Below are 21,446 nucleotides of genomic sequence, written 5' to 3'. Positions count from 1 at the left end.
TCGAAATCGACGGGTTCGTCTCTTCTTATCGCAATACGTTAAAATGTCATCTCGACGTATTTCGTTACTTGTCGATCCATCAAGTATAACTCGATCTGTTCACGGTAGGCTTTATAGTGATCGGATGCGATATGCGCTTCAAGTGCCTCTTCATCCCGATACACTTCATACAGCATGAATTGATGCTCATCCTCGATCGATTGATGTAAGGAATAACGTAAGCACCCTTCTTCTTTTTGTGAGGCATGATAGACCGTTTGTAGAATCGGGAAGACTTGATCCGCAAGTCCTGCTTTGATTGTAAGTACAGCGTTGACGACGATTTCTCCCATGTTTCATTATCCCCTTTCGTGATTACCTGTATCTGTACCCATTTTCACGAAAAGACACACGTCAAAGGAGCTTGAAGATGCAAACTCAACTTTTTGAAGCACTTGAACAATTCGAACCGACGATGATCGCGTTACGTCGTGATTTTCATCGACATCCGGAACTCTCTTTCCAGGAAGTCCGCACACCAGAACGAATTGCAAACTTTTACGCGGAGCAGGGCATCCCTTATCAAACAGCCGTCGGAGGTCGTGGTGTCGTCGCGACGATCGAAGGCAAACAGCCTGGTCCGACGATTGCGGTCCGTGCAGATTTCGATGCTTTACCACTTCAAGAAGAGACGACGCTTGCCTTCCGGTCGATCCATCCCGGTGTCATGCATGCATGTGGACACGATGGACATACGGCGATGGTGATGGCCCTGGCTGCTACACTCTATCCGTTACGCGATCAATTGCAAGGAACGATTCGAATCATCCATCAGCATGGAGAAGAGGTCTTTCCTGGCGGAGCCATCCAAATGATCGAAGCCGACGTCCTCGAAGATGTCGATGCGATTTTTGCGACACATCTCGAAAATGATTTACCAGTCGGTACGATTGGGTTTCGGGAAGGACATACATTATGTGCAATCGACGAATTCGAAATCATCGTTCATGGTCAAGGTGGACATGCGCAAGCACCGCACAAAACAAAAGATGCGCTCGTCGCTGGAGCGCAGCTCGTCTGTAACTTACAGCATCTCGTCAGTCGACGGGTCGATCCGTTCGAGCCGGCTGTTCTCGCAATCGGATCCTTCCATGCGGGAACGGCACCGAACATCGTCACGGGTGAAGCACGCATCGTCGGTGAAATTCGGACGTTCAATGAGACATTGCGGCATCAGCTCCGGCAAGAAGTCGATCTTGTCGCCAAAACGACATGTGCCGGCATCGGTGCTACCTATTCAATCGACTTCACGACGGGTTACCCGGCGCTCTGGAATCATCCGGACGAGACAAAACTTGTTCAGGAAGCCGCTTCTTTCTTACCGGAAGCATCCGTCCGGGCACTCACACCAATGATGGCTGCGGATGACTTCGCGCATTATCTAACACATGTCCCGGGAAGTTATTTCTTCACTGGCTCCGGATATACGGACGGTCGCGTCAACTATCCACAGCATCATCCGCAGTACGAAATCAACGAACAGGCGTTGTTGATTGGTGCGAAGACACTTGGAGCGACGGTTTTACGTGCCTTAAAACCTAAGGATTGACTTTATTTCTGTGTGAATGGTATCATCACAACAATGATAACGAATGACATCAACTTCATATACCCTTATCAAGAGTGGACCGAGAGATCTGGATCGATGACGTCCCAGCAACCTGCGCATAGCAAGGTGCTACGACCAGCAAAGCGAAAGCTTTGGTTGATAAAAAGCGGCGACTCCTTTTGCAACCAAGCGAAGGAGTCGTTTTCGTTTTCTCGCTGTCAGACATACAATGGGGATTTCCCACGGAGAGGAAGAGACAGATGGAAAAAGCAACATTTGCAGGTGGATGTTTTTGGTGCATGGTGACACCGTTTGAAGAATTACCAGGAATCGAGGGAATCGTATCAGGTTACATGGGCGGACACGTCGACAATCCGACATACGAGCAAGTCAAAACAGGAACGACGGGACATCTCGAAGTCGTCCAAATCACGTTTGATCCGAGCCTGTTCCCGTACGAGCGTCTGCTCGAACTCTACTGGCCACAAACGGATCCGACGGATGCAGAAGGTCAATTCCAAGATCGCGGCACGCAGTACGCACCAGCGATCTTCTATCATACGGATGCACAGCACGAAGCAGCGATCGCTTCCCGTGACGCCCTTGCTGCAAGCAATCGTTTCAAACAACCGATCGTGACGCGGATCGATGCCGCTTCTGAATTTTATCCGGCGGAAGAGTACCATCAAGACTTCCATAAGAAAAATCCAGAACACTATAAAAAAGATCGTGCTGCTTCTGGTCGCGATGCTTTCATCGAGCAGGAATGGAAAGATACGACGACGGTCTAATCACTTCGAACCATATACAGTAGCTGAAACTGATTTCAAACATCTCGTTCTTACCCTACTTTCAGTAAAAAGTGGAGGATGATCGAGATGTCGTGGAATCAGTTTTTTTGTATGTAAAAAAATGATGTCTTCTTTACCAACACCCTTACATAAATTTGTAATCGTTTACAAAAGAAGCCTTTTGTTTTACGGTTAATAAAAATTAACCGGTTAAAAAGGAGATCATTGCATGGAACAAAAAGCGATTCACATGTTAGAGAACTATGAACAGTTAAAAGTGATCAGTGATCCGTTACGAACAAAAATCCTCATGTTTCTCGTCGAAAAACCACACACGGTACATCAGTTAGCCCACTTGCTGACGTTATCCCGCGCGAAGGTCCTCTATCACGTACGGGAACTTGAAAAGCATGACTTGATTCGTCTCGTCCGTACGGAAGAACAGGGCGGCAATCTATTGAAATACTATCAAGCGATTGCTCGAGGATACATTCCTGCCGATCATCTACTGAACTTCGTCGAGACGAATGAAGCGACCCGGCAGTCGTATCTTGAGGTACTAGACCGGGCAAAGACACGCGTTCTTACGGCTCCGACAGCTACTTTTTCTCCTTCATCTTCGAACATCGAGGACTGGATGAGCTTATCACTTCAAAAGGAACTGGCGATGTCTGAAGCCGATTTTCGGCAGTTTGCTACAAAATATCGTGCTCTATTAGACGAGTTCACACGGTCCCCTTCACTAGACAAAAAAGATAAAAAACACTTCTATATCATGACGACTGCCTTTGCAATTGATGAACCACTATTTGAGAATGACGACGTCTAAACCGGAGGTGCCACATGCTGCCTATTGAAATGGATACGCAACAATCGCTGTTTAAAAATCGATCTTTTTTATTTTTATGGGGGTCCGGTATGTGCTCTGCCCTCTCCCTATCAACCTATCTGTTTGTTGAACAATGGTATGTCATCCATACGCTAAACCAGGCGTCATATCTTGGATTCGTCCTCATGGCCACCTTGTTACCCCGTATTTTTCTCATGTTATTCGGTGGCGTCTTATCCGATCGCTATAAACGTTCGACGATCATGCGCATCTCGAGCGCTTTACGAATCAGTTTCATTCTCTGTATTCTCGCATTACTTCATACCGATCAGCTTACATTGCTGACGATTTTAGGATTCGCCTTTCTATTCGGTAGTGTGGATGCATTCTTTTCGCCGGCGAATGCTTCCTTACTTCCTACGCTCGTTCCGAAAGAACAACTCACTAAAGCCAATTCACTGATTCAGACATCTAATCAAATCGCCCTCTTTTCAGGTCCGATTCTTGGTGGAGTCATTCTCAGCTATTCTTCTTACTCGCACGTCTTTCTCGTAATTTTCGGGACACTCTGTCTGACGCTCCTTTTCACGTATGGTATTCGTGAATCTAAGATCAAGCGATTGCTTCAGCATTCAGCTCTCTTTGAACTAAAAGAAGGGCTGCATTACGTTTTTCACTTTCAGCAACTCAAGCAGACACTTTTTCTTGTCATCTGTGTCAATTTCTTTTTCTTTGGACCACTCTTACTCGGAATCCCCTTACTCGTTCATGATGTGCTCCAAGGAGATGCGATGGATTTAAGTTATATGCAAGGTGCTTATCAAATGGGAATGCTCGGAGGGGCGCTCTGGAGTGGTTTTACGCAAACGAAAGTAAATGGGCTTACCTCATCGGTCCGATTAATTGGCGCCTTAGGTCTGCTTCTCTTCCTGCTTAGTCAAGCGCAGCAGATCTTGTTGTACCTGATCATCCTGTTATCACTTGGTGTCCTTTCTTCGATCATCAATATTCGCTTCATTACGTTCATCCAGTCTCAGTGTGCGGAACAGACGATGGGACGTGTCATGAGTGTCGTGAATGCCGCGTCAAATGGTCTCATTCCATTATCTTACGCGCTCCTCTCGTTTCTACTGTCGTTTCACGTTTCGATCACGACAATCATGTTGTACTGTGGTCTTCTCATTATTGTTCTCTCGCTTTACTTCAGAAGACGAATGGTTCATCTATTCGATTGAGATCAAGTCACAACACATAAAAACATGCGAATCTCCCGATCGAATTAGCGGGAAACGCGCATGTTTTATTTAGTCAATCTAGAACGTGAGTGTTCATCCTCGACTCCTGCAGGGAAAGAAAGCGCGAGTCGCGCTTTCGTCAGGGTCAGGTAAGCCCCGGCAAATCGCATAGAATGCGGGATGACGCGGCTTACCTCCCGCCTGCGGAAAGCTAGGATGACAGAAACGTTCGTCAGTCGATCGAACTAGTATCAGATTTTTTAAGAGACTTGCTTCGGTATATCCTTCGCCCTCTCTTCCGGCGCGACGACTTGATACCGTTTCAAAACGAAGATCCCACATACCATGACGGCGAGACCGACGAGCTGACCGAATGATAAATCAATTTGTGGTAAACCGAACCAGCCGAACGTATCGACAGCGAGAGCAAAGCTTAACTGCGAAATCAGAACGACAGAGATTGCGACGGACGGACCAAGCAACTGAATCCCACGCATGACACAAAAAACGACGCCGACACCGACAAGTCCACCAAACCAATAGAGTGGCGATACGTTTTGAATCTGTCCGATTGTTCCGCCACGAAATAGAACATACGTGACACTTGCTCCGATGAAACCAACGAAGAAGACCAGCGTCGTCGTCGCCCAAGCGCCAAACGCGTCACTCATCCGAGCATTCAATACCGTCTGTAAACTGATTAACATCCCTGCCAACACGGCACACACGATGCCTATTATCATGTTCGTTCCTCCCTACTCATAGCTGTTGCCGTTCGCCTTCTCGCGAATCCGCTCCAGATCGACGATGATGATTTTCCCGCGTCGTCGAACGAGAATCTCTTCTTCACATAATTTCGTGATGATCCGATTGAGATGGCGATAACTCGTTCCAAGCCAGTCGGCGACGTCATGTAAGTTCGACGTCCGCATCTCCTGATAAAACAAACTGTCACTGGCTTCAGAAGCGATCGACAACAAATACCCTGCAAATCGCTCTTCAACTGTATACAACACATGGTGCGACGCTGATTTCGAGTCGGCATACCACTTCGCTGTGATCGTGCGTAATAAGAATTGCAGAAAGACGTTCGTTGTATTGTGCTCGCGTAAAATCGCATACGGTACGCTCAACACCTCGACATCGGTCACTGCTTCGACCGTATTCAGCACTTCCCGTTCATTGATGAACTCAGCGTCACCGATCACTGTCAGTGGTGTCTTGAATCGTAGAATCCGTTGTTTCCCTTCTGACGAGGCAGCAGATATCTTAACTTTGCCTGCGACGATGAAGTACATCCGGTCGATCGCTGCCCCTGTCGTACAGAGGAGTTCCCCTTTTTGGAAGGTTTCTTGACGCAACCAAGCGCGCGTCTCTTCCGTCAAAATCGTATCCAGTCCATACTGTTGAATGACGGTTTCCATGTTCATTTCCCCCCTTTAGGCAAGTGAGAAAATCGCAACTCCTGCAAGCATGAGACCCACACCAACCCACTGACCACGATTTCCTTGTTTTTTTAAGACACCGAACCATCCCTTTAAATCAATCACAAAAGCACATAAAATCTGTGCGACGAGTAATAAACACATTGCCCATGTCATCCCGAGCGTTTGGATTGCTGTCAGTTCCGTTACGACGACTAGCACGCCAATCAAACCGCCGCTCGCATAAATCCACGGTAACTGACGGAAGCCACCGATTTTCCGATCTCGTACGAAACTGTAAATGACTAAACAACCCATCAGACCCACAAAGTGGACGATCAATACGGACAACCACGGTCCGACCCCTGTCGCAAGGCGCGCATTGAATATGCCTTGCAGGGCGATGAACAGACCGCTCATCAAAGCAAACACGACTCCTTGCACGTCATCTCCTCCTTTAATCTCTACACTAGAGTAGACCTTACTCGTACCCTACTTGAAAAGGACAAATGTCCCATTTTCAAAAAAACATGAAAAAACCCGCTGTCCACAAGTGGAATCACGGGTCCCTCACTATATGCTCATGTCGTAAAACGAGTAGTCGTTTGCTTCAGCTGTTCCTCTGCTTCCGTCATCATGCGCGTAAACAACTCCGCAACAGTCGGCACATCATGAATCAATCCGGCAACCAGTCCAGCGTTGACATACCCTTTCTCCTCATCACCCTTAAGAGCGCCCGTAATATGATACGACTCATTCGTCTGATCAAGAAAAGCAGCAGGTGTCTCTGCTGTGAGTCGTTCGACGTAAGGACCATCAAGGACACGTCGGACGAATCCGACGGAACGTCCGATGATGCGTGTATCGGTATCGGTCGCATCCATTAAGTGCGCCTTGTATGCCGAATGAACCTTCGCCTCTTCCGTCGCGATCAATCGTGTTCCGAGCTGGGCACCCGCCGCACCAAGTAACAGAACAGCTGCCAATCCACGCCCGTCACCAATCCCACCCGCTGCCAGGACCGGAATGTTGACCCGATCGACGAGTTGCGGAATCAAGGTCAGCGTCGTCAACTCGAGCGGTGAATTGATGCCTGCCGCTTCAACTCCCTCCGCTACGAGTACATCAGCGCCTGCTTGTTCTGCCTTTAACGCCTGTTTGACTGAAGCGACAACAGCGATCGTTTTGATGCCAGCAGTTTGAAGTCGCTCTATGTACGGTGCCGGATTTCCTGCCGACAAGGAGACGACCGGAATCTTTTCTGCGATCGCGAGATCAATCAGTGCTTCCGTATAGGGAGACACACGAATCGCGATGTTCAAGGCAAATGGTTGATCCGTCAGCATTCGTGTCTCGTGAATCCGCGACGACACTTCATCGACCGACAATGTCCCGCACCCGAGCGTTCCGAGTCCTCCGGCATTCGACACCGCTGCCGTGAGCGCCGCATGACTAATGTTACCCATTCCTCCTTGGATTAAAGGATATCGAATTTTAAAGAGCTCACAAATCGGAAACATATCTTTCCTCCGTTCTCGACTTCACTCACATGCTATACTGACATGGAATGAATAGCAGTTCATCTTATTATAGAAACGAGGTCATTCTGTTATGAAGATTCCGTATCAATCGATTCATCCGAACGTTGCCTCCGATGTATTCATCGCTCCTGGTGCTTATCTGATCGGAGACGTCACGATCGGTTCCGAGTCTACCGTCTGGTTCAACGCTGTCTTACGCGGTGACGAAGGACCGATTACAATTGGGAAACGATGCAGTATTCAGGACAACGCGACGATTCATCTCTATGAAGGGGCACCCGTCGTCATTGAAGATGAAGTAACGGTTGGACATAACGCAATTTTACACGGTTGCAAAATCGGACGTCGTTCGATCGTCGGAATGGGTGCGACCGTTCTTGATCACGCAGAGATTGGTGAAGAATGCATCATCGGGGCGAATACGCTAATTCCATCGGGAAAAGTTTTCCCACCCCGTTCGCTGATCATCGGCTCACCCGGTAAGGTCGTGCGTGAACTAACAGAAGCGGATCTTGCGATGATTCAGGAGTCGATTGATTCTTATGTCGATAAAGGATATGCCTTCCGAAACATTCTCGCAGAATCCGCTGAACAGAACACATCTGAATGACACGAATGCGGGGCGGATCAACTGATCCGTCCCGCTCTTTTCATTCGAATAAATCTTCACCGCTCTGCAAACAGCGGGTGTTCCGCCGCGTCGTACGAGGCACTGCGTTGGGACACATCGTGCGTCTCTTCAAAGATCGATTCGAAGAACCGACTCGCTGGTTGTGCGAGCAATCGGTAATATTGTTCGAACAAGAGCGCCGCATGATGTCCGCTCCACGCATCTGGTAACAGTTCTTGCGGTAATCCGGGATCCGTGAATAGAAACTTCCGGTATTCATGTACGAGCATCGTCCGTTCGACGAAACACTGTTCATCCGTCATTTCTCCGAGTTGGAGCTGACTTTGATGGACGATGTATTGCCGGCTGTAATCCGTGATGAACGTCTCGTAACGCTCCTGCAATTCTTCCAGCGGGAACGCACGCTCGACGAGGGATTGATCCTGCTTCGGACCGTGGTATTCACCGACGAAGAAATCGACATACTCTTCGATCTCGTACGACGCGATCAATCGTTCCGCCTCTTTTTCAAGTGGGTTCGGTGAGATCCAAACCCCGTTCGATAAGTTACCAAACCCACTCCACGTCAGTTCTTTGCGGAGCTCATCACGAATCTGGCGTTTATCCTCCGGAATCGTGTACATCAGCGTCCGCCACTTCCCGTCCCAGTCGTGCGGTGTTGATCTGTAGATCCGGCGTGCGGCCTCCTCCATCCGTTCCACCCCACGTGGTGTCAATGAATAGAAGCTTTTATTTCCTTGTTTCTCGGAGACGAGCCAGCCTTGTTTAACCATTCGGGACACAGCAACCCGAACGGCCTGTTCGTTATGTCCGAACTCTTTGACGAGTCGAATTAAACTCCCGACCCAGATTTGATTGCCGTAATGGCGAATGTAATCGCCGTAAATCGTAAAGATCATCGATTGGGTGTTCGCACTCATGGTATTCACTCTCTCTTCAGTCGTTCATAGTGTGTATCGTTAGTATACGGGTTATTTCAAACGTCGACCATCCTCATCTTCCTTCAAAGCGTGGTGGTCGTTTTTCAGCGAAGGCTTGTAGCGCTTCCTGACGATCAGCCGTCGGAATGACGACTTCATAAGCTTCTGTTTCGAGCTGTAGTCCTTCTTCGAGTGAGACATCCCGCCCTTGATCAATCGCTCGCTTCGCTTGGCGCAAGGCAATCGGACCATTCTGTAACATCTGATTAGCAAACTCAAGGCACGTCGTCATCAACGCTTCCCGGGCAACAACGGCTGTCGCGAGTCCGTACCGTTCTGCTGTCATCGCATCGATTTTTTTCGCCGTGAAGATCAATTCCTTTGCCCGCGTCTCCCCAATCAGTCGTGGCAAGCGCTGTGTTCCACCAGCTCCCGGAATGATTCCGAAGCTGGTCTCCGTCAAGCCGACGAGTGCATCCTCGACGAGAAAACGGAAATCACAGGCAAGGATCCACTCGAACCCACCGCCGAGCGCGTGACCGTTGACGGCTGCGATTGTTGGTTGCGGCAATTGTGCGATCGAAGTGAAGACATTCCGGATCGCAAGGACATTGCGCCGAACTTCTTCTTCGTTTAAATGCACGCGTTCTTTTAAATCGGCGCCGGCGCTAAATGCTTTCCCCGTTCCCGTAAACAGGACGACCCGCGCTTCCGGGTCGACCGATAACGCATCGACCTGTTCTTGCAAAGCGACAAGCGTCGGATAATCGAGACAGTTCAAGCGTTCCGGACGATCAATCCGGACGATCGCAATATAGCCTTCTCGTTCTAAGTGAATCATACGAGTCCCTCCCGATCGACGACAAGTGCGATCCCTTGTCCGACTCCGACACACATCGTCGCGAGACCATACGTCCGGTTCGTCCGGCGCATCTCATGCAATAATGTCGTCAAAATCCGGGCCCCACTCGCACCGAGTGGATGACCGAAGGCGATCGCACCGCCGTTGACGTTGACTTTTTCGCTTGGTAAACCAAGTGCTTCGATACAGGCAAGACTTTGAGCCGCAAACGCTTCGTTCAACTCGATTTGATCGAGCTGTTCGACCGTCAAGCCTGCCCGTCGGAGGACTTTTTCCGTTGCGTCGATCGGTCCGATTCCCATAATGGCAGGTTCAACCCCTGCCGTCGCACTCGCCCGGTAATACCCGAGCGGCGTCAAACCGAGTTCGTTTGCTTTTTCTTCACTCATCAATAACAACGCCGACGCACCGTCGTTGACACCTGAAGCATTCCCCGCCGTCACGGTACCATTTGGGAATAACGGACGAAGTGTCGCCAGTTTCTCACGTGTCGTCTCAGGACGAGGATGTTCATCGCGGTCGAAGACGCTGACGTTACCTTTCCGGTCTGTTTGTGTGACCGCAACCAGTTCGTCCGTGAAGTGCTCTGCCTCGATGGCTCGTTTTGCGCGTTGCTGGCTTTCGAACGCAAAGTCGTCCTGTGCTTCGCGCGAGATTCCGTACTGACGGGCGACGTTCTCAGCTGTTTCCGGCATCGAATCCGTTCCGTATTGATCTGCTAAACGATCATTGACGAAGCGCCAACCAATCGTCGTATCGTACATCGTCTGGTTGCCACGTGGGTTGGCTTGATCCGGCTTCGCGAGAACGAACGGTGCACGCGTCATGCTTTCCGTTCCACCAGCGATATAGATATCACCTTCACCTAAGGCAATCCCACGCGCCGCCGCGATGACGGCGTCCAGTCCAGATCCACATAAGCGATTGATCGTCGTACCGGCGACTTCGACCGGTAGACCAGCTAGTAATCCCGACATCCGGGCGACGTTGCGATTGTCTTCTCCCGCCTGATTCGCATTGCCAAAAATGACTTCCTCGATCGTCTTCGGATCGACTTGTGGATTACGCTCAAGCAACGCTTCGATGACGCGTGCTCCTAAGTCATCTGGACGAACCTGACGCAACGCGCCGTTATAGCGACCGATCGGTGTCCGAACGGCATCGATGATGGCGACCCGTTTCATGATGTCACCTCGCGATTCGTATAATCATAGACACCACGACCTGTCTTACGACCGAGTCGACCCGCTTTGACATACTGTTCGAGTAGTGGTGCTGGACGGTATTTTTCGCCGAGCTTCTCATGCAGATACTTTAAGTTGTGGAGCCGAGTATCAAGTCCGACCAAGTCCCCGAGTTCGAATGGTCCCATCGGGTAGTTTAAGCCGAGTTTGATCGCTTTATCGATCTCTTCTGGTGTCCCGAGTCCTTCTTGTAACATGTAGAACGCTTCGTTTCCGACGAGCGCACTGATCCGCGAAGTCACGAACCCAGGAAACTCACGGATGACGACTGTTTCCTTCTGCATCTGACGCGCTACCTGTTCAAGAGCTGCAACCGTCTCATCCGATGTCTCAAGACCACGAACGAGCTCGATCAGTGGCATCAGATGGACCGGATTGAAGAAATGCATCGCCATGACCCGGTCCGCCCGGTTCGTAAAGGACGCAATTTCCGTTGGACTCATCGTCGACGTGTTCGTCGCGAAATAACAGTCCGGACGTGCATTCGCTTCTAGCGTTTCAAAGACTTGCTGTTTGATGCTGAGTTGTTCCGGTACTGCTTCAATGACGAGATCCGCTTGTTGTGCCGCCTCAGCTAGGTCGGTCGACAGATGCAGTCGATCGAACAGTCCCTCGACCTCATTCGCGGACATCTTCCCTCGCGTGATTCCTTTCTCTGCGATGCGTTCGAGTTCTCGATAGGCACTTTCGACATATTCTTCTTTAATATCAACGAGTGTCACCTGAAATCCGCGGTGTGCTGCAACGTACGCAATGCCACGTCCCATGACGCCGGATCCGACGACGACGATTTGTTCTACCATCTGAATTCCCCCTTATCCCCTGTGCTGTTAAAAAAGGCTGGACTTCCCGACGGAACTCCAGCTTTCCCTCTTGCTTATAGTCCGAACGGATTGAGTGGACGACTGCCGTAATACGACAAGATACTTTTTGTTTCCGTGTACAGATCAAGCGTCTCGATACAGAGTTCTCGACCGAAGCCCGATTGTTTGTAGCCACCAAACGGTGTGCCCGGGAAGGCAGAGAACGGACAGTTGACCATGACGATGCCGGCTTTGATTTGATTCGCGACACGTGTCGCTTTCGCGCCATCTTTCGTCCAAACGGCTGAGCCGAGTCCAAACGATGTATCGTTCGCTAAACGAATCGCTTCTTTTTCATCTTTGAACGGCATGACGACGACGACCGGTCCGAAGATTTCTTCATTGACCGCTTTCATCTCGTGCGTGACGTCCGTGATGATCGTCGGTGCGTACCAGAAGCCTTTTTCGTATCCTTCTGGTGCTGTCGCGTGACCTCCTGTGACGATCGTTGCGCCGTCCGCTTTCGCCGACTGGACATATCCATCGATGACGTCGACCTGTTGTTGATCGATGATCGCTCCAACGTGTGTCCCTTTATCAAACGGATTACCGAGGACGAGTTGTTTTGTCTTCGCGACGAACTGCTCCATGAACGCTTCGTAGATCTCTTCGTGGACGTACAGGCGCGAGCGCGCTTCACACGATTGACCACTGTTATAGAAGATTCCGAACAATGAACCATCAACAGCTGCTGTCACATCCGCGTCTTCAAAGACGATGTTCGGTGATTTTCCACCGAGTTCGAGTGTGACTCGTTTTAACGTCTCGGACGCACGTCCCATGATGTCTTTACCGACTGGCGTCGAGCCCGTGAAGGCGACTTTATCGACGTGAGGATGCTCAACGAGATGGTTGCCGATCTCGCGTCCGGATCCAGGGATGACGTTAACGACACCTGCTGGTACACCAGCTTCTAGACAAATCTCACCGAGAATGATCGCTGTCAATGGTGTCAATGTCGCTGGTTTGACGACGACCGAGCAACCGACGGCGATTGCTGGTGCGACTTTCCAAGCTGCCATCATTAACGGATAGTTCCACGGAATGATTTGTGCACAGACACCGACCGCTTCTTTTTCCGTATAGTTATGGAATTGTCCCGGTACGTTATTGACGACACCACGGTGACCGACGATCGCACCCGCATAGAACTCAAAGTCTTCAATCGCTTGCGTGACTTGTCCTTGCGCCGCTGCCAGTGATTTCCCTGTATCAAGAATCTCCAGTTCGACGATTTCGTTGAAGCGGGAACGCATGATGCTCGCAACCTTATTCAAGACTTGTGCCCGACGCCCGACCGGCCACATCTTCCACTTCCCGTGATCAAACGCATCGCGTGCCGCTTGAACGGCGCGATCGGCGTCTTCCTTCGATGCTTTTGCGACTTCCGCGATCACTTCGCCCGTTGCCGGATTGTATGTTTTGAACGTCTCGCCTGTTGCACCCTCGACTTGTTCGCCGTTGATGAGCAAGTGATAGACGGACCGTTTCATTTCAAGTGTTTTTTCATGTACTGTCGACATTGTATTCACTCCTGTTCCTGTTGATTGAAAATCGGTGATCGTTTTTCGAGAAATGCTTGCATGCCTTCTGTTTGATCGGCTGTCGCGAACAAGAGATAGAAGTTACGGCGTTCGTGCTCCATCCCATCCTGTAACGATAAATCAACGGCTTTGTTTGCCGCGTCCTTGATCAACCGCAACGCCATACTCGGTTGGTTCGATAACCGCTCTGCCATCGCCAGCACCGTCGCTTCGACATCAGCCGTCACCCGGTTGATGATACCAAGTCGTTCCGCTTCCTCTGCCTTCATCCGGTCGCCGGTGAAGAGCCACTCGAGCGCCCGCGTTCGACCGATGCATTTCGTCAAGCGCTGCGTCCCGCCTGCTCCCGGCATGACGCCGAGTCCAACTTCCGGGAATCCAAACTGTGTCTCAGGATCGGCGTAGATTAAATCACAAGCGAGTGCCAGTTCAAAGCCGCCGCCAAGGACGAAACCATGGACACCCGCGATGATCGGCTTTTTGATTCGGCTGATTCGGTCCCAGTCCGCGAACGGATCGAGGAGTTCCATCGAGATCGGTGTCGCCTCGAGCATCTCCTCGATATCGGCGCCCGCTGAGAACGATTTTCCGTTTCCAGTCAAGACGATGACCGTCACCCGTTCGTCTCGGTCGAACGTCTCCATCGCCTCGACGATTTCCCGGACCATCGTCCGGTTCAGCGCATTGTATCGTGCCGTTCGGTCGAGTCGAATCCGACCAATCCGATCGACCATTTCCGTCTTAACGTACTGTTGTGTCGGCATGGACATCTTCACCAATCATCAATGTGACGAGATCCCCCGCAAAGCTCATCAAGTCTTTCCCGGATGCTTTTCCTTCGAGCGAACGCATGCCTGCTTGCATCGCTTCCTGACTTTCATAGACCATCTCGCACATCAAGTAATACTTTCCGTCTCCGCCCATTGGTGAGCCGACGATTTTCGTGACATTCATTTCTTGCAGTCCTGGAATTTTTGCTGTCAATGGACCATGGACCTCAAAATAGTGCTGATCGAATGCTTCCTTGTTTTCTGGGTGTTTGTACAGTGCGATTAATTTTGCCATCTTGATTACCTTCCTTCACATGAGAGTAGAGACGGGTTTCATCGCCTCGAATGGATTTTTACACGATTTACAGTAGAGAATACTTCGACATGCTGTCGGTCCGAATAAGTTTTCCATCGTCACATACGTCGATCCACAATACGGACAGTCAATCTCCCACTTCCCTTGCTCAAACCGAGGAGGAGCGATACCGAATGCTTTCAATCCTTGCATGCCTTGTTCCGTGATTCGGTCCGATGTCCATGGTGGATCAAACCGGAACTGGACGTCGACCTGTTCGACATTTGGAATCACCTGCAAGGCAGATTCGGTGTTTTTTTTAATGATTTCAAGCGCCGGGCAACCGAGGAACGTCGGGAGAAGCGTGACGCGCACCAGGTAACCATGCTCCGTCGCTTCCGCGTCCATCGTCTCGACCATGCCAAGATCTAAAATACTGACGCTATCAATTTCCGGATCCTTCACCCCGTTCAGGGCTTCCCGGATTGCATCTTGGAGTGTCGTCGTCATGCTTCCCTCTCCTTTCACCACGTCGCCGTCTGATCAATCAAGTAAACTTCTCCGAGTGTCGCAAGCGCGTCATTCAAATCTTCCGTATGATCGCCGTTCCGCCCGTTACGCGTCATCTGCATTTCTGGAAGCGTCACGTTCAATTCGACGAGTAACGGTGTGATCGTCTGATACCAACGATCGAGTAAAATGCCTTGCCCTTCGATCAACCGCATCTCTTCGATCAATTGACCGTGTTCGCCATAATCGAACATGTCACCGAAGTCATAGAGGACTTTTTCTAAGGCTGCATCCATCTTCTGTCGCGCCGTCTCCGTCGATTGATAAAGCTGGGTAAACCACGTTTGCCAGTGTAGCAAATGATAGTACAGCTCCATGTTGATCTTGATGGCAGCCGTAGCGAGTGGCTCATAACTGCTCGACTTCAAAGCATCAATCCGGATCTTTTTCGCGACCGTGTAGCAATAGTTCCGTACGACGGCGAATGCCCAGTCATATTCAGGCTTCTCCATGTAGTAGCCAGGTCCGTTGACACGTTCGACGAGAATCGAATTCTTTCGTTCATGCGCCAGTCGGACATGAGCTAATGCATCAGCATTTCCTTCGCCGAGTTCTTCGAGGAGTTGGTAATACATCGCCGCGTGTCCCATCGAATCTTGCGCAATCGACGACGAAGCGACGTCCTCTTCGATATGCGGTGCGAGTCCGAGCCATTCCGAACCACGATACGCGTAAAGGAAATCATCATCCGCGAGTTGATAGAGTAAGGAGGCGAGTGCCGTCCGTTCTTGTTCCGTCATTTGGAATCGCCTCCTTGCCAAGACATGATCTCTTTTTCATCGAGCATCTGTTGCTCGTAATGACGCCATTTTTTTTTCAAGTAGCCGTATCCTTTCGTTGTCCGATAGTCCTTATTATCGAGGCGTTGGAGCATCTGCTTCTCATCGGGTGATAAACCACGGATATCTTCGCGTTTGACGACCCAGATGTCGACGACCGGTTCCCGGCGCATGAAGTTTTCTTGCGCCATCAACAGTGCCATCTCCTTGTTCGGAGCGAGCAAGCTGAATTGATGGGTGAACGCCGCGTTCGGCGTCCGTTTGCTAAAGACTTCGAATTCGTGATAAAACGTCTCGTTCATCGTGCTTTCCCCTCTCATGCCTTCGTTTCAGCGAGTGCATCCCGTACCCAGGCGTTATTTTCGTAAGATGTCCGGCGCAGATCCAGTCGCTCTTTCGAACGTGGTCCTCCCCCTTGGATGATTGTCTTGAATTTTGTCCAGTCTGGCTGCGCATATTCCCATTGCCCTGTCTCTTCATCAAAACGTAACGTCGGGTCTGGAATGACGAGTCCGAGTGAACGAATCCGTGGCACGTACTTCGTAAAGAAGTTTTGTCGGAGCTCTTCATTCGTTTTCGTCCGAATCTTATAGGCGATCGTCACGTCCTGTTTTGATGTCCCGGTTGTCTCTTTCGAGGCTGGTCCAAAGAACATCAACAAGGATTCCCACCACTCATCCAGTGATTCCTGAATCATCGCCCGCTGTTCCTGTGTTCCTTCCGCGAGTGCCATGATGATCGACTCTCCGTGTTGCGCATGGAAGACCTCTTCCGCACAGATTCGTTGCAAAGCCCGTGCGTAAGGACCGTACGAAGCCCCGAGCATGTTCGTCTGCGTGATGATCGCCGCGCCATCGACGAGCCAACCGATCATCCCGGCATCGGCCCATGACCGCGTCGGCATGTGGAAGACGTTGTGGAACTTCAATCGTCCCGTAAACAAATCATCCATCAAATCCCCGCGTGTCTTGCCATATGGCTTCATCAAATCCTCGACGACACGAAGTAACAGTTGTCCATGCCCCATCTCATCCTGAACCTTCGCCATGATGCCGAGCTTCCGGCGAAGTGATGGTGCTTTTGGAACCCATTCTTTTTCCGGAAGCGCACCCATGATTTCACTGATACCGTGCATCGAAATCAATTTAATTAGCGTGTCCCTGTAAAAATCAGGCATCCAGTCATCGGCTTCGATCTTTTCACCTTGCTCGATTCGTTCCTTGAAGCGAGCTAATTTTTCTTCTTCCGTCAGTTGGACGGGTTCGAACAGTTGTGTTGCATCATACATGCTAGTTCCTCCTTTGAATCAGACGAGTGATGTCGAGCGTCGATCAACGATCCGAACGGCTTTCCCTTCCGATCGTGGTAACCCTTGGTGCGGGTGACAGACGAGATCAATGGAAATGAGGCATTCCGACTTGATGGCGTCACATATCGAACGCATTTGTCGCTCCGAGATGTTTTCGAATTCGATATGTAGCTCAACGGCATCGAGTCCTGCTTTACGCACGAGATGAATTTGATAATGCGGCGTCACGTCCGGCTGTTGGAGTAAGACCCGCTCGATTTCTGACGGGAAGACGTTGACCCCTCGGATAATCAGCATGTCGTCCGTTCGCCCTTTGACACGTGACATCCGTGTCGTCGTCCGACCACAAGCACACGCTTCGTGCGTGATCGATGCTAAGTCACCTGTCCGGTAACGAATGATTGGAAGCGCTTTCTTTTTCAAGCTTGTAAAAACGAGTTCCCCGACCATGCCATCTGGTACCGGTTCCCCCGTAACGGGATCGACGACTTCCGTAATGAATAAGTCATCCATGATATGCAGACCTGCCTGCTCCTGACATTCCATCGCGACACCTGGTCCCATGATTTCACTGAGTCCATAAATATCAAATGCCTGTAGATCAAAGGTCTGTTCGAGTGTCTGCCGCATCTCTTCCGACCAGGGTTCAGCTCCGAAGATGCCGTAACGCATGCTTGTCTTGCGTGGATCGATCCCCCGTTCGATCATGCGTTCTGCTAATCGCAAGATATAAGAAGGTGTCCCACAGATGCCATCTGGTCGGAAATCCTCGATTAACGTGATTTGGCGATCCGTGTTGCCACCGGAAATCGGCAAGATTGTCATGCCTAGTTTTTCAGCACCTGCATGAAGACCGAGTCCACCTGTGAACAGTCCGTAGCCGTATGCATTGTGCAACAAGTCAGCTGGTGAACCACCGGCTAAGACTAAGCTCCGTGCTACGGCATCTGCCCAGTCGTCTAAATCTTCTTGCGTATACCCGACGACAGTCGGTTTACCACTCGTACCAGACGAGGCGTGAATTCGGGTGACCTGTTCTCGTTCGACGGCAAATAGCTCGAACGGATAATGATCGCGTAAATCTTGCTTGCGTGTGAAGGGAAATTTTCGTAGATCTTCGATCGTTTGAAAATCATGTGCCGTCATCTGCAATGTCTGCAGACGTTCTTGATAGAACGGGACGCGCGTGACGTGTTCCATCGTTTGACGTAATTGCTCCATCTGTAGCTGCTCCCGCGTTTGCGCATTCATCGTTTCGTGATGTTGATCGTACATACCTGTACCTCCTCATCATGTATACAATAATTAAACGGTCGTTTATTTTTAGTTATATGTTTAACGTACGATACGTTCACAATGTTGTCAATCTTGTTTTGTTAAATGCTCCCAAACGATTCTCACTTTATCACTTCAACGCACTTTATCAGTAAATCAATTGGTTTATAAAGCTATTTTCCATGATTGAGAGTCTTTTTTTGGAAAATATTTCTGAAATGATTTGCTCATTTTGTAACGGGTTGATAAAATATCGTGTGACAAGTGTTATACTATTTTTGGTAAGACCACTTGATTGAATGAGGATTCGTTGTAGTGAAGGGGGATCACGATGAAGCCAGGTTTAGCTGTCGGGGATACAGCAGAGATTCAAGCGGTCGTCTCGCAAGATATGTTTGCACGGTTCGAAGGTCAATTGGTTCATCCCGCATACTCGACCGTGTCGATGGTCTACCATATGGAATGGGCAGCACGTCAACTCATCCTGCCTTACCTAGAGGCAGGCGAAGAAGGTGTCGGGGGCGCGGTTTCGTTGAAGCATCTTGGCATGGCAGCTGAAGGCGCACGATTGATCGTGACCGCTACAGTAACACGCGTCACAGCACGTCGCGTTGACGCTGACATCGAAGTCCGAGATGGACAAGCGGTCATTGGAACAGGAGAAGTGACACAATTCATTTTAGAAAAAAGCCGGATTCAAGAAAAATTGCAAGTGAATGCTCCAACAAAATGAAAGCGCTTACTTATATTTGATAGAGGAGGACTCTACTATGAACATGTTAAACCCATCTACGAATCCAACGCTCTCGATCATGGAAAAAATCGCGGGTCACGAACAAGTCGTCTTTTGCAACGATCCTGTCTCAGGGTTACAAGCGATCATCGCCATCCACGATACGACGCTCGGCCCCGCTCTCGGTGGTTGCCGCATGGCGCCTTACGCTTCTGTCGATGAGGCACTTGACGATGTCCTCCGCCTGTCGCGTGGCATGACGTATAAATGCGCTGCCGCTGATGTTGATTTTGGTGGCGGTAAAGCCGTCATTATCGGCAATCCGGCAACGGATAAATCACCAGAGCTTTTCCGCGCCTTCGGTCGTTTCGTTGATTCGCTCGGTGGACGTTTTTACACCGGAACCGACATGGGCACGACGATGGATGATTTCGTTCACGCTAGCCGAGAAACGTCACGGATCGTCGGCATTCCGGAAGCCTTTGGCGGGAGTGGTGATTCATCGATTCCGACGGCTGAAGGCGTCGTCTACGGACTGCGGGCGACGATCGAGATGTTATTCGGTTCGGACGACTTAAGTCGCGCGACTTATGCGATTCAAGGACTTGGAAAGGTCGGCTTCAAGGTTGCAGAACAACTGTTACTCGCCGGTGCGACGATTTATGTTTCAGACGTCAACGAAGCAGCGCTCGCAGCAATCGTGACCCAAGCCGAAATGGCACCTGGCACGGTGCGCGTCGTCTCGCCTCACGAAATCCATTTAACAGACGCTGATATTTTCGTTCCATGTGCATACGGCGGTGTCATTCACGCTCAAAACATCGCGCTCTTACCGTGCAAAGCCATCTGTGGTTCGGCGAACAATCAACTTGCAGATGAACAGCTCGCTCACGTCTTGATGGATCGCGGCATCTTGTATGCACCAGACTATATCGTCAACGGTGGTGGGTTGATCCAAGTTGCTGACGAACTGTACGGAGCAAATCATGAACGGGTTCTTCTGAAGACGCGTCACATCTATGACGCCGTGCTCGAAGTCTTCAAGGAGTCGCAAGCAGAAAACATCACGACGGTCGAAGCAGCGAACCGGATGTGTGAAAAACGGATGCAGATCCGGGCGAAACACAACAACATCTTCACGAATACGACAAAGCCAAAATGGGATATCCGTAACCACTGAAGGAGGGACTGACATGGAGCAACATTTTCCGATTCAACGCATCATCGATGAAGAAGGTCGTATCATCGACGCCTCAAAAGAACACGATCTGACGAAAGAGCTCGCCCTCACCCTATATGAACAGATGCACCGGATCCAGACGTTCGACCGGAAGGCGATCAACTTACAACGCCAAGGGCGCCTCGGCACTTATGCACCGTTCGAAGGACAAGAGGCGGCGCAAGTCGGTAGTGCACTGGCGTTGTCAGAGCAGGACTGGTTATTCCCGACGTACCGAGATCACGGTGCGACGTTGACGTTCGGTGCCGACATGGTGCGGACGCTTCTCTACTGGAACGGTCGTGTCGAAGGTTGCGTGCCATCTGAGAAACACATCTTCCCTCCTGCCGTACCGATTGCGACGCAAATTCCGCATGCCGTCGGTGCCGCGTGGGCGGAAAAACGAAAAGGTACGACGAACGTCGCGGTCGCCTACTTTGGTGACGGGGCGACGTCTGAAGGCGACTTCCACGAAGGGATGAACTTCGCGAGTGTCTTCCAAGCACCAGTCATTCTGTTCAACCAAAACAATCAATTCGCGATTTCTGTTCCGATCGAAAAACAGATGCATTCCGAAACGATCGCACAAAAAGCGATCGCCTACGGGATGCCAAGCGTCCGAATCGATGGGAACGATGCATTTGCCGTCTATTTCACGATGCAAGCAGCCGTTGCGCGTGCCCGTTCTGGCGGTGGACCAACATTGATTGAAGCCGTCACATGGCGATTTGGTGCGCATACGACAGCAGATGATCCAACGAAATACCGTGATCAAGCTCGCTCGCGTGACCGGGTCGATCCGCTCGATCGACTTGAACAGTTCTTAAAACATCAAGGCTACTTTGACGAAACCTGGATGCAACAGCTGCAGGAACGGCACCAGGCAGAAATCGAAGCGGCAGTAACTGCGATGGAGCAATTCAAGGCACCAGACGTCAATGATCTGTTCGACCATACGTACGCGACCTTACCGGTTGATGTCCAGCAACAAAAAGAAGCGTATCTGCTAGCAAGGGGGAAATGA

25 protein-coding genes and 1 riboswitch are annotated in these 21,446 nt (G+C 50.4%); of the genes, 8 read left to right on the top strand and 17 right to left on the bottom strand.

Annotated elements, in window-relative coordinates:
* Positions 1-38: 38 nt before the first annotated feature.
* Positions 39-332, bottom strand: a complete 294-nt coding sequence (locus tag KNQ11_RS12920; protein ID WP_029340705.1) for a putative quinol monooxygenase — start codon at positions 330-332, stop codon at positions 39-41.
* A gap of 77 nt (positions 333-409) precedes the next feature.
* Here KNQ11_RS12920 and KNQ11_RS12915 point away from each other — a divergent pair, with 77 nt between their 5' ends.
* The 4 genes from KNQ11_RS12915 (at position 410) to KNQ11_RS12900 (ending at position 4,443) form a co-directional block, all read left to right on the top strand.
* Positions 410-1,588, top strand: coding sequence for a M20 metallopeptidase family protein (locus KNQ11_RS12915; protein WP_214772185.1), 1,179 nt, complete (start codon positions 410-412; stop codon positions 1,586-1,588).
* A 62-nt stretch (positions 1,589-1,650) separates the two neighbouring features.
* A riboswitch (SAM riboswitch) is annotated at positions 1,651-1,754 on the top strand.
* 94 nt (positions 1,755-1,848) lie between these two features.
* Positions 1,849-2,379 carry a peptide-methionine (S)-S-oxide reductase MsrA gene (gene msrA / locus KNQ11_RS12910; protein WP_023467010.1) on the top strand — a complete coding sequence of 177 codons (531 nt, stop codon included), beginning with the start codon at positions 1,849-1,851 and terminating at the stop codon, positions 2,377-2,379.
* Between the two features lie 229 nt (positions 2,380-2,608).
* A complete protein-coding gene (locus tag KNQ11_RS12905; RefSeq protein WP_064300613.1) occupies positions 2,609-3,208 on the top strand; it encodes a winged helix-turn-helix domain-containing protein in 600 nt (199 codons plus the stop codon).
* Between the two features lie 14 nt (positions 3,209-3,222).
* Positions 3,223-4,443, top strand: coding sequence for an MFS transporter (locus KNQ11_RS12900; protein WP_214772183.1), 1,221 nt, complete (start codon positions 3,223-3,225; stop codon positions 4,441-4,443).
* Positions 4,444-4,703: 260 nt separating this feature from the next.
* On the opposite strand, the gene KNQ11_RS12895 is transcribed toward KNQ11_RS12900, so the two are convergent.
* The 4 genes from KNQ11_RS12895 to KNQ11_RS12880 all read right to left on the bottom strand — a co-directional run bounded on the left by KNQ11_RS12895 (position 4,704) and on the right by KNQ11_RS12880 (position 7,387).
* On the bottom strand, positions 4,704-5,186 hold the full coding sequence (locus tag KNQ11_RS12895) for a DMT family transporter (protein WP_214772181.1): 483 nt from the start codon (positions 5,184-5,186) through the stop codon (positions 4,704-4,706).
* 12 nt (positions 5,187-5,198) lie between these two features.
* On the bottom strand, positions 5,199-5,867 hold the full coding sequence (locus tag KNQ11_RS12890) for a Crp/Fnr family transcriptional regulator (protein WP_023467006.1): 669 nt from the start codon (positions 5,865-5,867) through the stop codon (positions 5,199-5,201).
* A 15-nt stretch (positions 5,868-5,882) separates the two neighbouring features.
* Complete coding sequence (locus KNQ11_RS12885; RefSeq protein WP_050678968.1) at positions 5,883-6,311, bottom strand: DMT family transporter; 429 nt, start codon at positions 6,309-6,311, stop codon at positions 5,883-5,885.
* Positions 6,312-6,448: 137 nt separating this feature from the next.
* Entirely contained in the window at positions 6,449-7,387 is a 939-nt protein-coding gene (locus tag KNQ11_RS12880) for an NAD(P)H-dependent flavin oxidoreductase (RefSeq protein ID WP_214772179.1), read from the bottom strand.
* Positions 7,388-7,478: 91 nt separating this feature from the next.
* On the opposite strand from KNQ11_RS12880, the gene KNQ11_RS12875 reads away from it, so the two are divergent.
* Positions 7,479-8,018 carry a gamma carbonic anhydrase family protein gene (locus tag KNQ11_RS12875; protein WP_035399020.1) on the top strand — a complete coding sequence of 180 codons (540 nt, stop codon included), beginning with the start codon at positions 7,479-7,481 and terminating at the stop codon, positions 8,016-8,018.
* 56 nt (positions 8,019-8,074) lie between these two features.
* On the opposite strand, the gene paaX is transcribed toward KNQ11_RS12875, so the two are convergent.
* From paaX to KNQ11_RS12815, 12 genes are all read right to left on the bottom strand, one after another.
* Positions 8,075-8,959, bottom strand: a complete 885-nt coding sequence (gene paaX / locus KNQ11_RS12870; protein WP_023467002.1) for a phenylacetic acid degradation operon negative regulatory protein PaaX — start codon at positions 8,957-8,959, stop codon at positions 8,075-8,077.
* 73 nt (positions 8,960-9,032) lie between these two features.
* On the bottom strand, positions 9,033-9,800 hold the full coding sequence (locus KNQ11_RS12865; RefSeq protein WP_023467001.1) for an enoyl-CoA hydratase-related protein: 768 nt from the start codon (positions 9,798-9,800) through the stop codon (positions 9,033-9,035).
* Positions 9,797-11,005, bottom strand: coding sequence for an acetyl-CoA C-acyltransferase (locus tag KNQ11_RS12860; RefSeq protein ID WP_214772177.1), 1,209 nt, complete (start codon positions 11,003-11,005; stop codon positions 9,797-9,799). Before KNQ11_RS12860 ends, KNQ11_RS12865 begins: the two co-directional genes overlap by 4 nt.
* Complete coding sequence (locus KNQ11_RS12855) at positions 11,002-11,868, bottom strand: 3-hydroxyacyl-CoA dehydrogenase (RefSeq protein ID WP_058265571.1); 867 nt, start codon at positions 11,866-11,868, stop codon at positions 11,002-11,004. The genes KNQ11_RS12860 and KNQ11_RS12855 overlap by 4 nt, the downstream gene beginning before the upstream one ends.
* A gap of 74 nt (positions 11,869-11,942) precedes the next feature.
* Positions 11,943-13,451 carry an aldehyde dehydrogenase family protein gene (locus tag KNQ11_RS12850; protein WP_214772175.1) on the bottom strand — a complete coding sequence of 503 codons (1,509 nt, stop codon included), beginning with the start codon at positions 13,449-13,451 and terminating at the stop codon, positions 11,943-11,945.
* 5 nt (positions 13,452-13,456) lie between these two features.
* Positions 13,457-14,236 (bottom strand): enoyl-CoA hydratase/isomerase family protein, encoded by a 780-nt coding sequence (locus tag KNQ11_RS12845; protein ID WP_023466997.1) that lies wholly within the window; start codon positions 14,234-14,236, stop codon positions 13,457-13,459.
* On the bottom strand, positions 14,214-14,537 hold the full coding sequence (locus tag KNQ11_RS12840; protein ID WP_023466996.1) for an EthD family reductase: 324 nt from the start codon (positions 14,535-14,537) through the stop codon (positions 14,214-14,216). The genes KNQ11_RS12845 and KNQ11_RS12840 overlap by 23 nt, the downstream gene beginning before the upstream one ends.
* Before the next feature lie 15 nt (positions 14,538-14,552).
* A complete protein-coding gene (paaD, locus tag KNQ11_RS12835) occupies positions 14,553-15,047 on the bottom strand; it encodes a 1,2-phenylacetyl-CoA epoxidase subunit PaaD (protein ID WP_149426766.1) in 495 nt (164 codons plus the stop codon).
* A 14-nt stretch (positions 15,048-15,061) separates the two neighbouring features.
* A complete protein-coding gene (gene paaC, locus KNQ11_RS12830; RefSeq protein WP_214772173.1) occupies positions 15,062-15,847 on the bottom strand; it encodes a 1,2-phenylacetyl-CoA epoxidase subunit PaaC in 786 nt (261 codons plus the stop codon).
* The gene (gene paaB / locus KNQ11_RS12825) at positions 15,844-16,188 is read right to left on the bottom strand and encodes a 1,2-phenylacetyl-CoA epoxidase subunit PaaB (RefSeq protein ID WP_023466991.1); all 345 of its coding nucleotides are present in this window, start codon (positions 16,186-16,188) and stop codon (positions 15,844-15,846) included. Before paaB ends, paaC begins: the two co-directional genes overlap by 4 nt.
* A gap of 14 nt (positions 16,189-16,202) precedes the next feature.
* On the bottom strand, positions 16,203-17,174 hold the full coding sequence (gene paaA / locus KNQ11_RS12820; protein ID WP_214772171.1) for a 1,2-phenylacetyl-CoA epoxidase subunit PaaA: 972 nt from the start codon (positions 17,172-17,174) through the stop codon (positions 16,203-16,205).
* 18 nt (positions 17,175-17,192) lie between these two features.
* The gene (locus KNQ11_RS12815) at positions 17,193-18,470 is read right to left on the bottom strand and encodes a phenylacetate--CoA ligase family protein (RefSeq protein WP_149426764.1); all 1,278 of its coding nucleotides are present in this window, start codon (positions 18,468-18,470) and stop codon (positions 17,193-17,195) included.
* 331 nt (positions 18,471-18,801) lie between these two features.
* Here KNQ11_RS12815 and KNQ11_RS12810 point away from each other — a divergent pair, with 331 nt between their 5' ends.
* The 3 genes from KNQ11_RS12810 to pdhA are packed head-to-tail and all read left to right on the top strand — an operon-like array spanning position 18,802 to position 21,446.
* Positions 18,802-19,203 (top strand): thioesterase family protein, encoded by a 402-nt coding sequence (locus tag KNQ11_RS12810; RefSeq protein ID WP_214772169.1) that lies wholly within the window; start codon positions 18,802-18,804, stop codon positions 19,201-19,203.
* 37 nt (positions 19,204-19,240) lie between these two features.
* Complete coding sequence (locus KNQ11_RS12805) at positions 19,241-20,383, top strand: Glu/Leu/Phe/Val family dehydrogenase (protein ID WP_050678955.1); 1,143 nt, start codon at positions 19,241-19,243, stop codon at positions 20,381-20,383.
* Between the two features lie 13 nt (positions 20,384-20,396).
* A complete protein-coding gene (pdhA, locus tag KNQ11_RS12800; protein ID WP_214772167.1) occupies positions 20,397-21,446 on the top strand; it encodes a pyruvate dehydrogenase (acetyl-transferring) E1 component subunit alpha in 1,050 nt (349 codons plus the stop codon).

The organism is Exiguobacterium sp. s39 (assembly GCF_018618925.1).
GTDB classification, from domain to species: Bacteria; Bacillota; Bacilli; order Exiguobacteriales; family Exiguobacteriaceae; genus Exiguobacterium_A; species Exiguobacterium_A abrahamii.
The sequence above is the reverse complement of the archived record's forward strand: the minus strand, read 5'-3'. Positions and strand labels throughout refer to the sequence as shown.

What these genes read in the sequence shown, in the direction of transcription:
- KNQ11_RS12920 (WP_029340705.1), bottom strand. Translation starts at nt 332, where the DNA reads ATGGGAGAAATCGTCGTCAACGCTGTACTTACAATCAAAGCAGGACTT.
- KNQ11_RS12915 (WP_214772185.1), top strand. Translation starts at nt 410, where the DNA reads ATGCAAACTCAACTTTTTGAAGCACTTGAACAATTCGAACCGACGATG.
- msrA (WP_023467010.1), top strand. Translation starts at nt 1,849, where the DNA reads ATGGAAAAAGCAACATTTGCAGGTGGATGTTTTTGGTGCATGGTGACA.
- KNQ11_RS12905 (WP_064300613.1), top strand. Translation starts at nt 2,609, where the DNA reads ATGGAACAAAAAGCGATTCACATGTTAGAGAACTATGAACAGTTAAAA.
- KNQ11_RS12900 (WP_214772183.1), top strand. Translation starts at nt 3,223, where the DNA reads ATGCTGCCTATTGAAATGGATACGCAACAATCGCTGTTTAAAAATCGA.
- KNQ11_RS12895 (WP_214772181.1), bottom strand. Translation starts at nt 5,186, where the DNA reads ATGATAATAGGCATCGTGTGTGCCGTGTTGGCAGGGATGTTAATCAGT.
- KNQ11_RS12890 (WP_023467006.1), bottom strand. Translation starts at nt 5,867, where the DNA reads ATGGAAACCGTCATTCAACAGTATGGACTGGATACGATTTTGACGGAA.
- KNQ11_RS12880 (WP_214772179.1), bottom strand. Translation starts at nt 7,387, where the DNA reads ATGTTTCCGATTTGTGAGCTCTTTAAAATTCGATATCCTTTAATCCAA.
- KNQ11_RS12875 (WP_035399020.1), top strand. Translation starts at nt 7,479, where the DNA reads ATGAAGATTCCGTATCAATCGATTCATCCGAACGTTGCCTCCGATGTA.
- paaX (WP_023467002.1), bottom strand. Translation starts at nt 8,959, where the DNA reads ATGAGTGCGAACACCCAATCGATGATCTTTACGATTTACGGCGATTAC.
- KNQ11_RS12865 (WP_023467001.1), bottom strand. Translation starts at nt 9,800, where the DNA reads ATGATTCACTTAGAACGAGAAGGCTATATTGCGATCGTCCGGATTGAT.
- KNQ11_RS12860 (WP_214772177.1), bottom strand. Translation starts at nt 11,005, where the DNA reads ATGAAACGGGTCGCCATCATCGATGCCGTTCGGACACCGATCGGTCGC.
- KNQ11_RS12855 (WP_058265571.1), bottom strand. Translation starts at nt 11,868, where the DNA reads ATGGTAGAACAAATCGTCGTCGTCGGATCCGGCGTCATGGGACGTGGC.
- KNQ11_RS12850 (WP_214772175.1), bottom strand. Translation starts at nt 13,451, where the DNA reads ATGTCGACAGTACATGAAAAAACACTTGAAATGAAACGGTCCGTCTAT.
- KNQ11_RS12845 (WP_023466997.1), bottom strand. Translation starts at nt 14,236, where the DNA reads ATGCCGACACAACAGTACGTTAAGACGGAAATGGTCGATCGGATTGGT.
- KNQ11_RS12840 (WP_023466996.1), bottom strand. Translation starts at nt 14,537, where the DNA reads ATGGCAAAATTAATCGCACTGTACAAACACCCAGAAAACAAGGAAGCA.
- paaD (WP_149426766.1), bottom strand. Translation starts at nt 15,047, where the DNA reads ATGACGACGACACTCCAAGATGCAATCCGGGAAGCCCTGAACGGGGTG.
- paaC (WP_214772173.1), bottom strand. Translation starts at nt 15,847, where the DNA reads ATGACGGAACAAGAACGGACGGCACTCGCCTCCTTACTCTATCAACTC.
- paaB (WP_023466991.1), bottom strand. Translation starts at nt 16,188, where the DNA reads ATGAACGAGACGTTTTATCACGAATTCGAAGTCTTTAGCAAACGGACG.
- paaA (WP_214772171.1), bottom strand. Translation starts at nt 17,174, where the DNA reads ATGTATGATGCAACACAACTGTTCGAACCCGTCCAACTGACGGAAGAA.
- KNQ11_RS12815 (WP_149426764.1), bottom strand. Translation starts at nt 18,470, where the DNA reads ATGTACGATCAACATCACGAAACGATGAATGCGCAAACGCGGGAGCAG.
- KNQ11_RS12810 (WP_214772169.1), top strand. Translation starts at nt 18,802, where the DNA reads ATGAAGCCAGGTTTAGCTGTCGGGGATACAGCAGAGATTCAAGCGGTC.
- KNQ11_RS12805 (WP_050678955.1), top strand. Translation starts at nt 19,241, where the DNA reads ATGAACATGTTAAACCCATCTACGAATCCAACGCTCTCGATCATGGAA.
- pdhA (WP_214772167.1), top strand. Translation starts at nt 20,397, where the DNA reads ATGGAGCAACATTTTCCGATTCAACGCATCATCGATGAAGAAGGTCGT.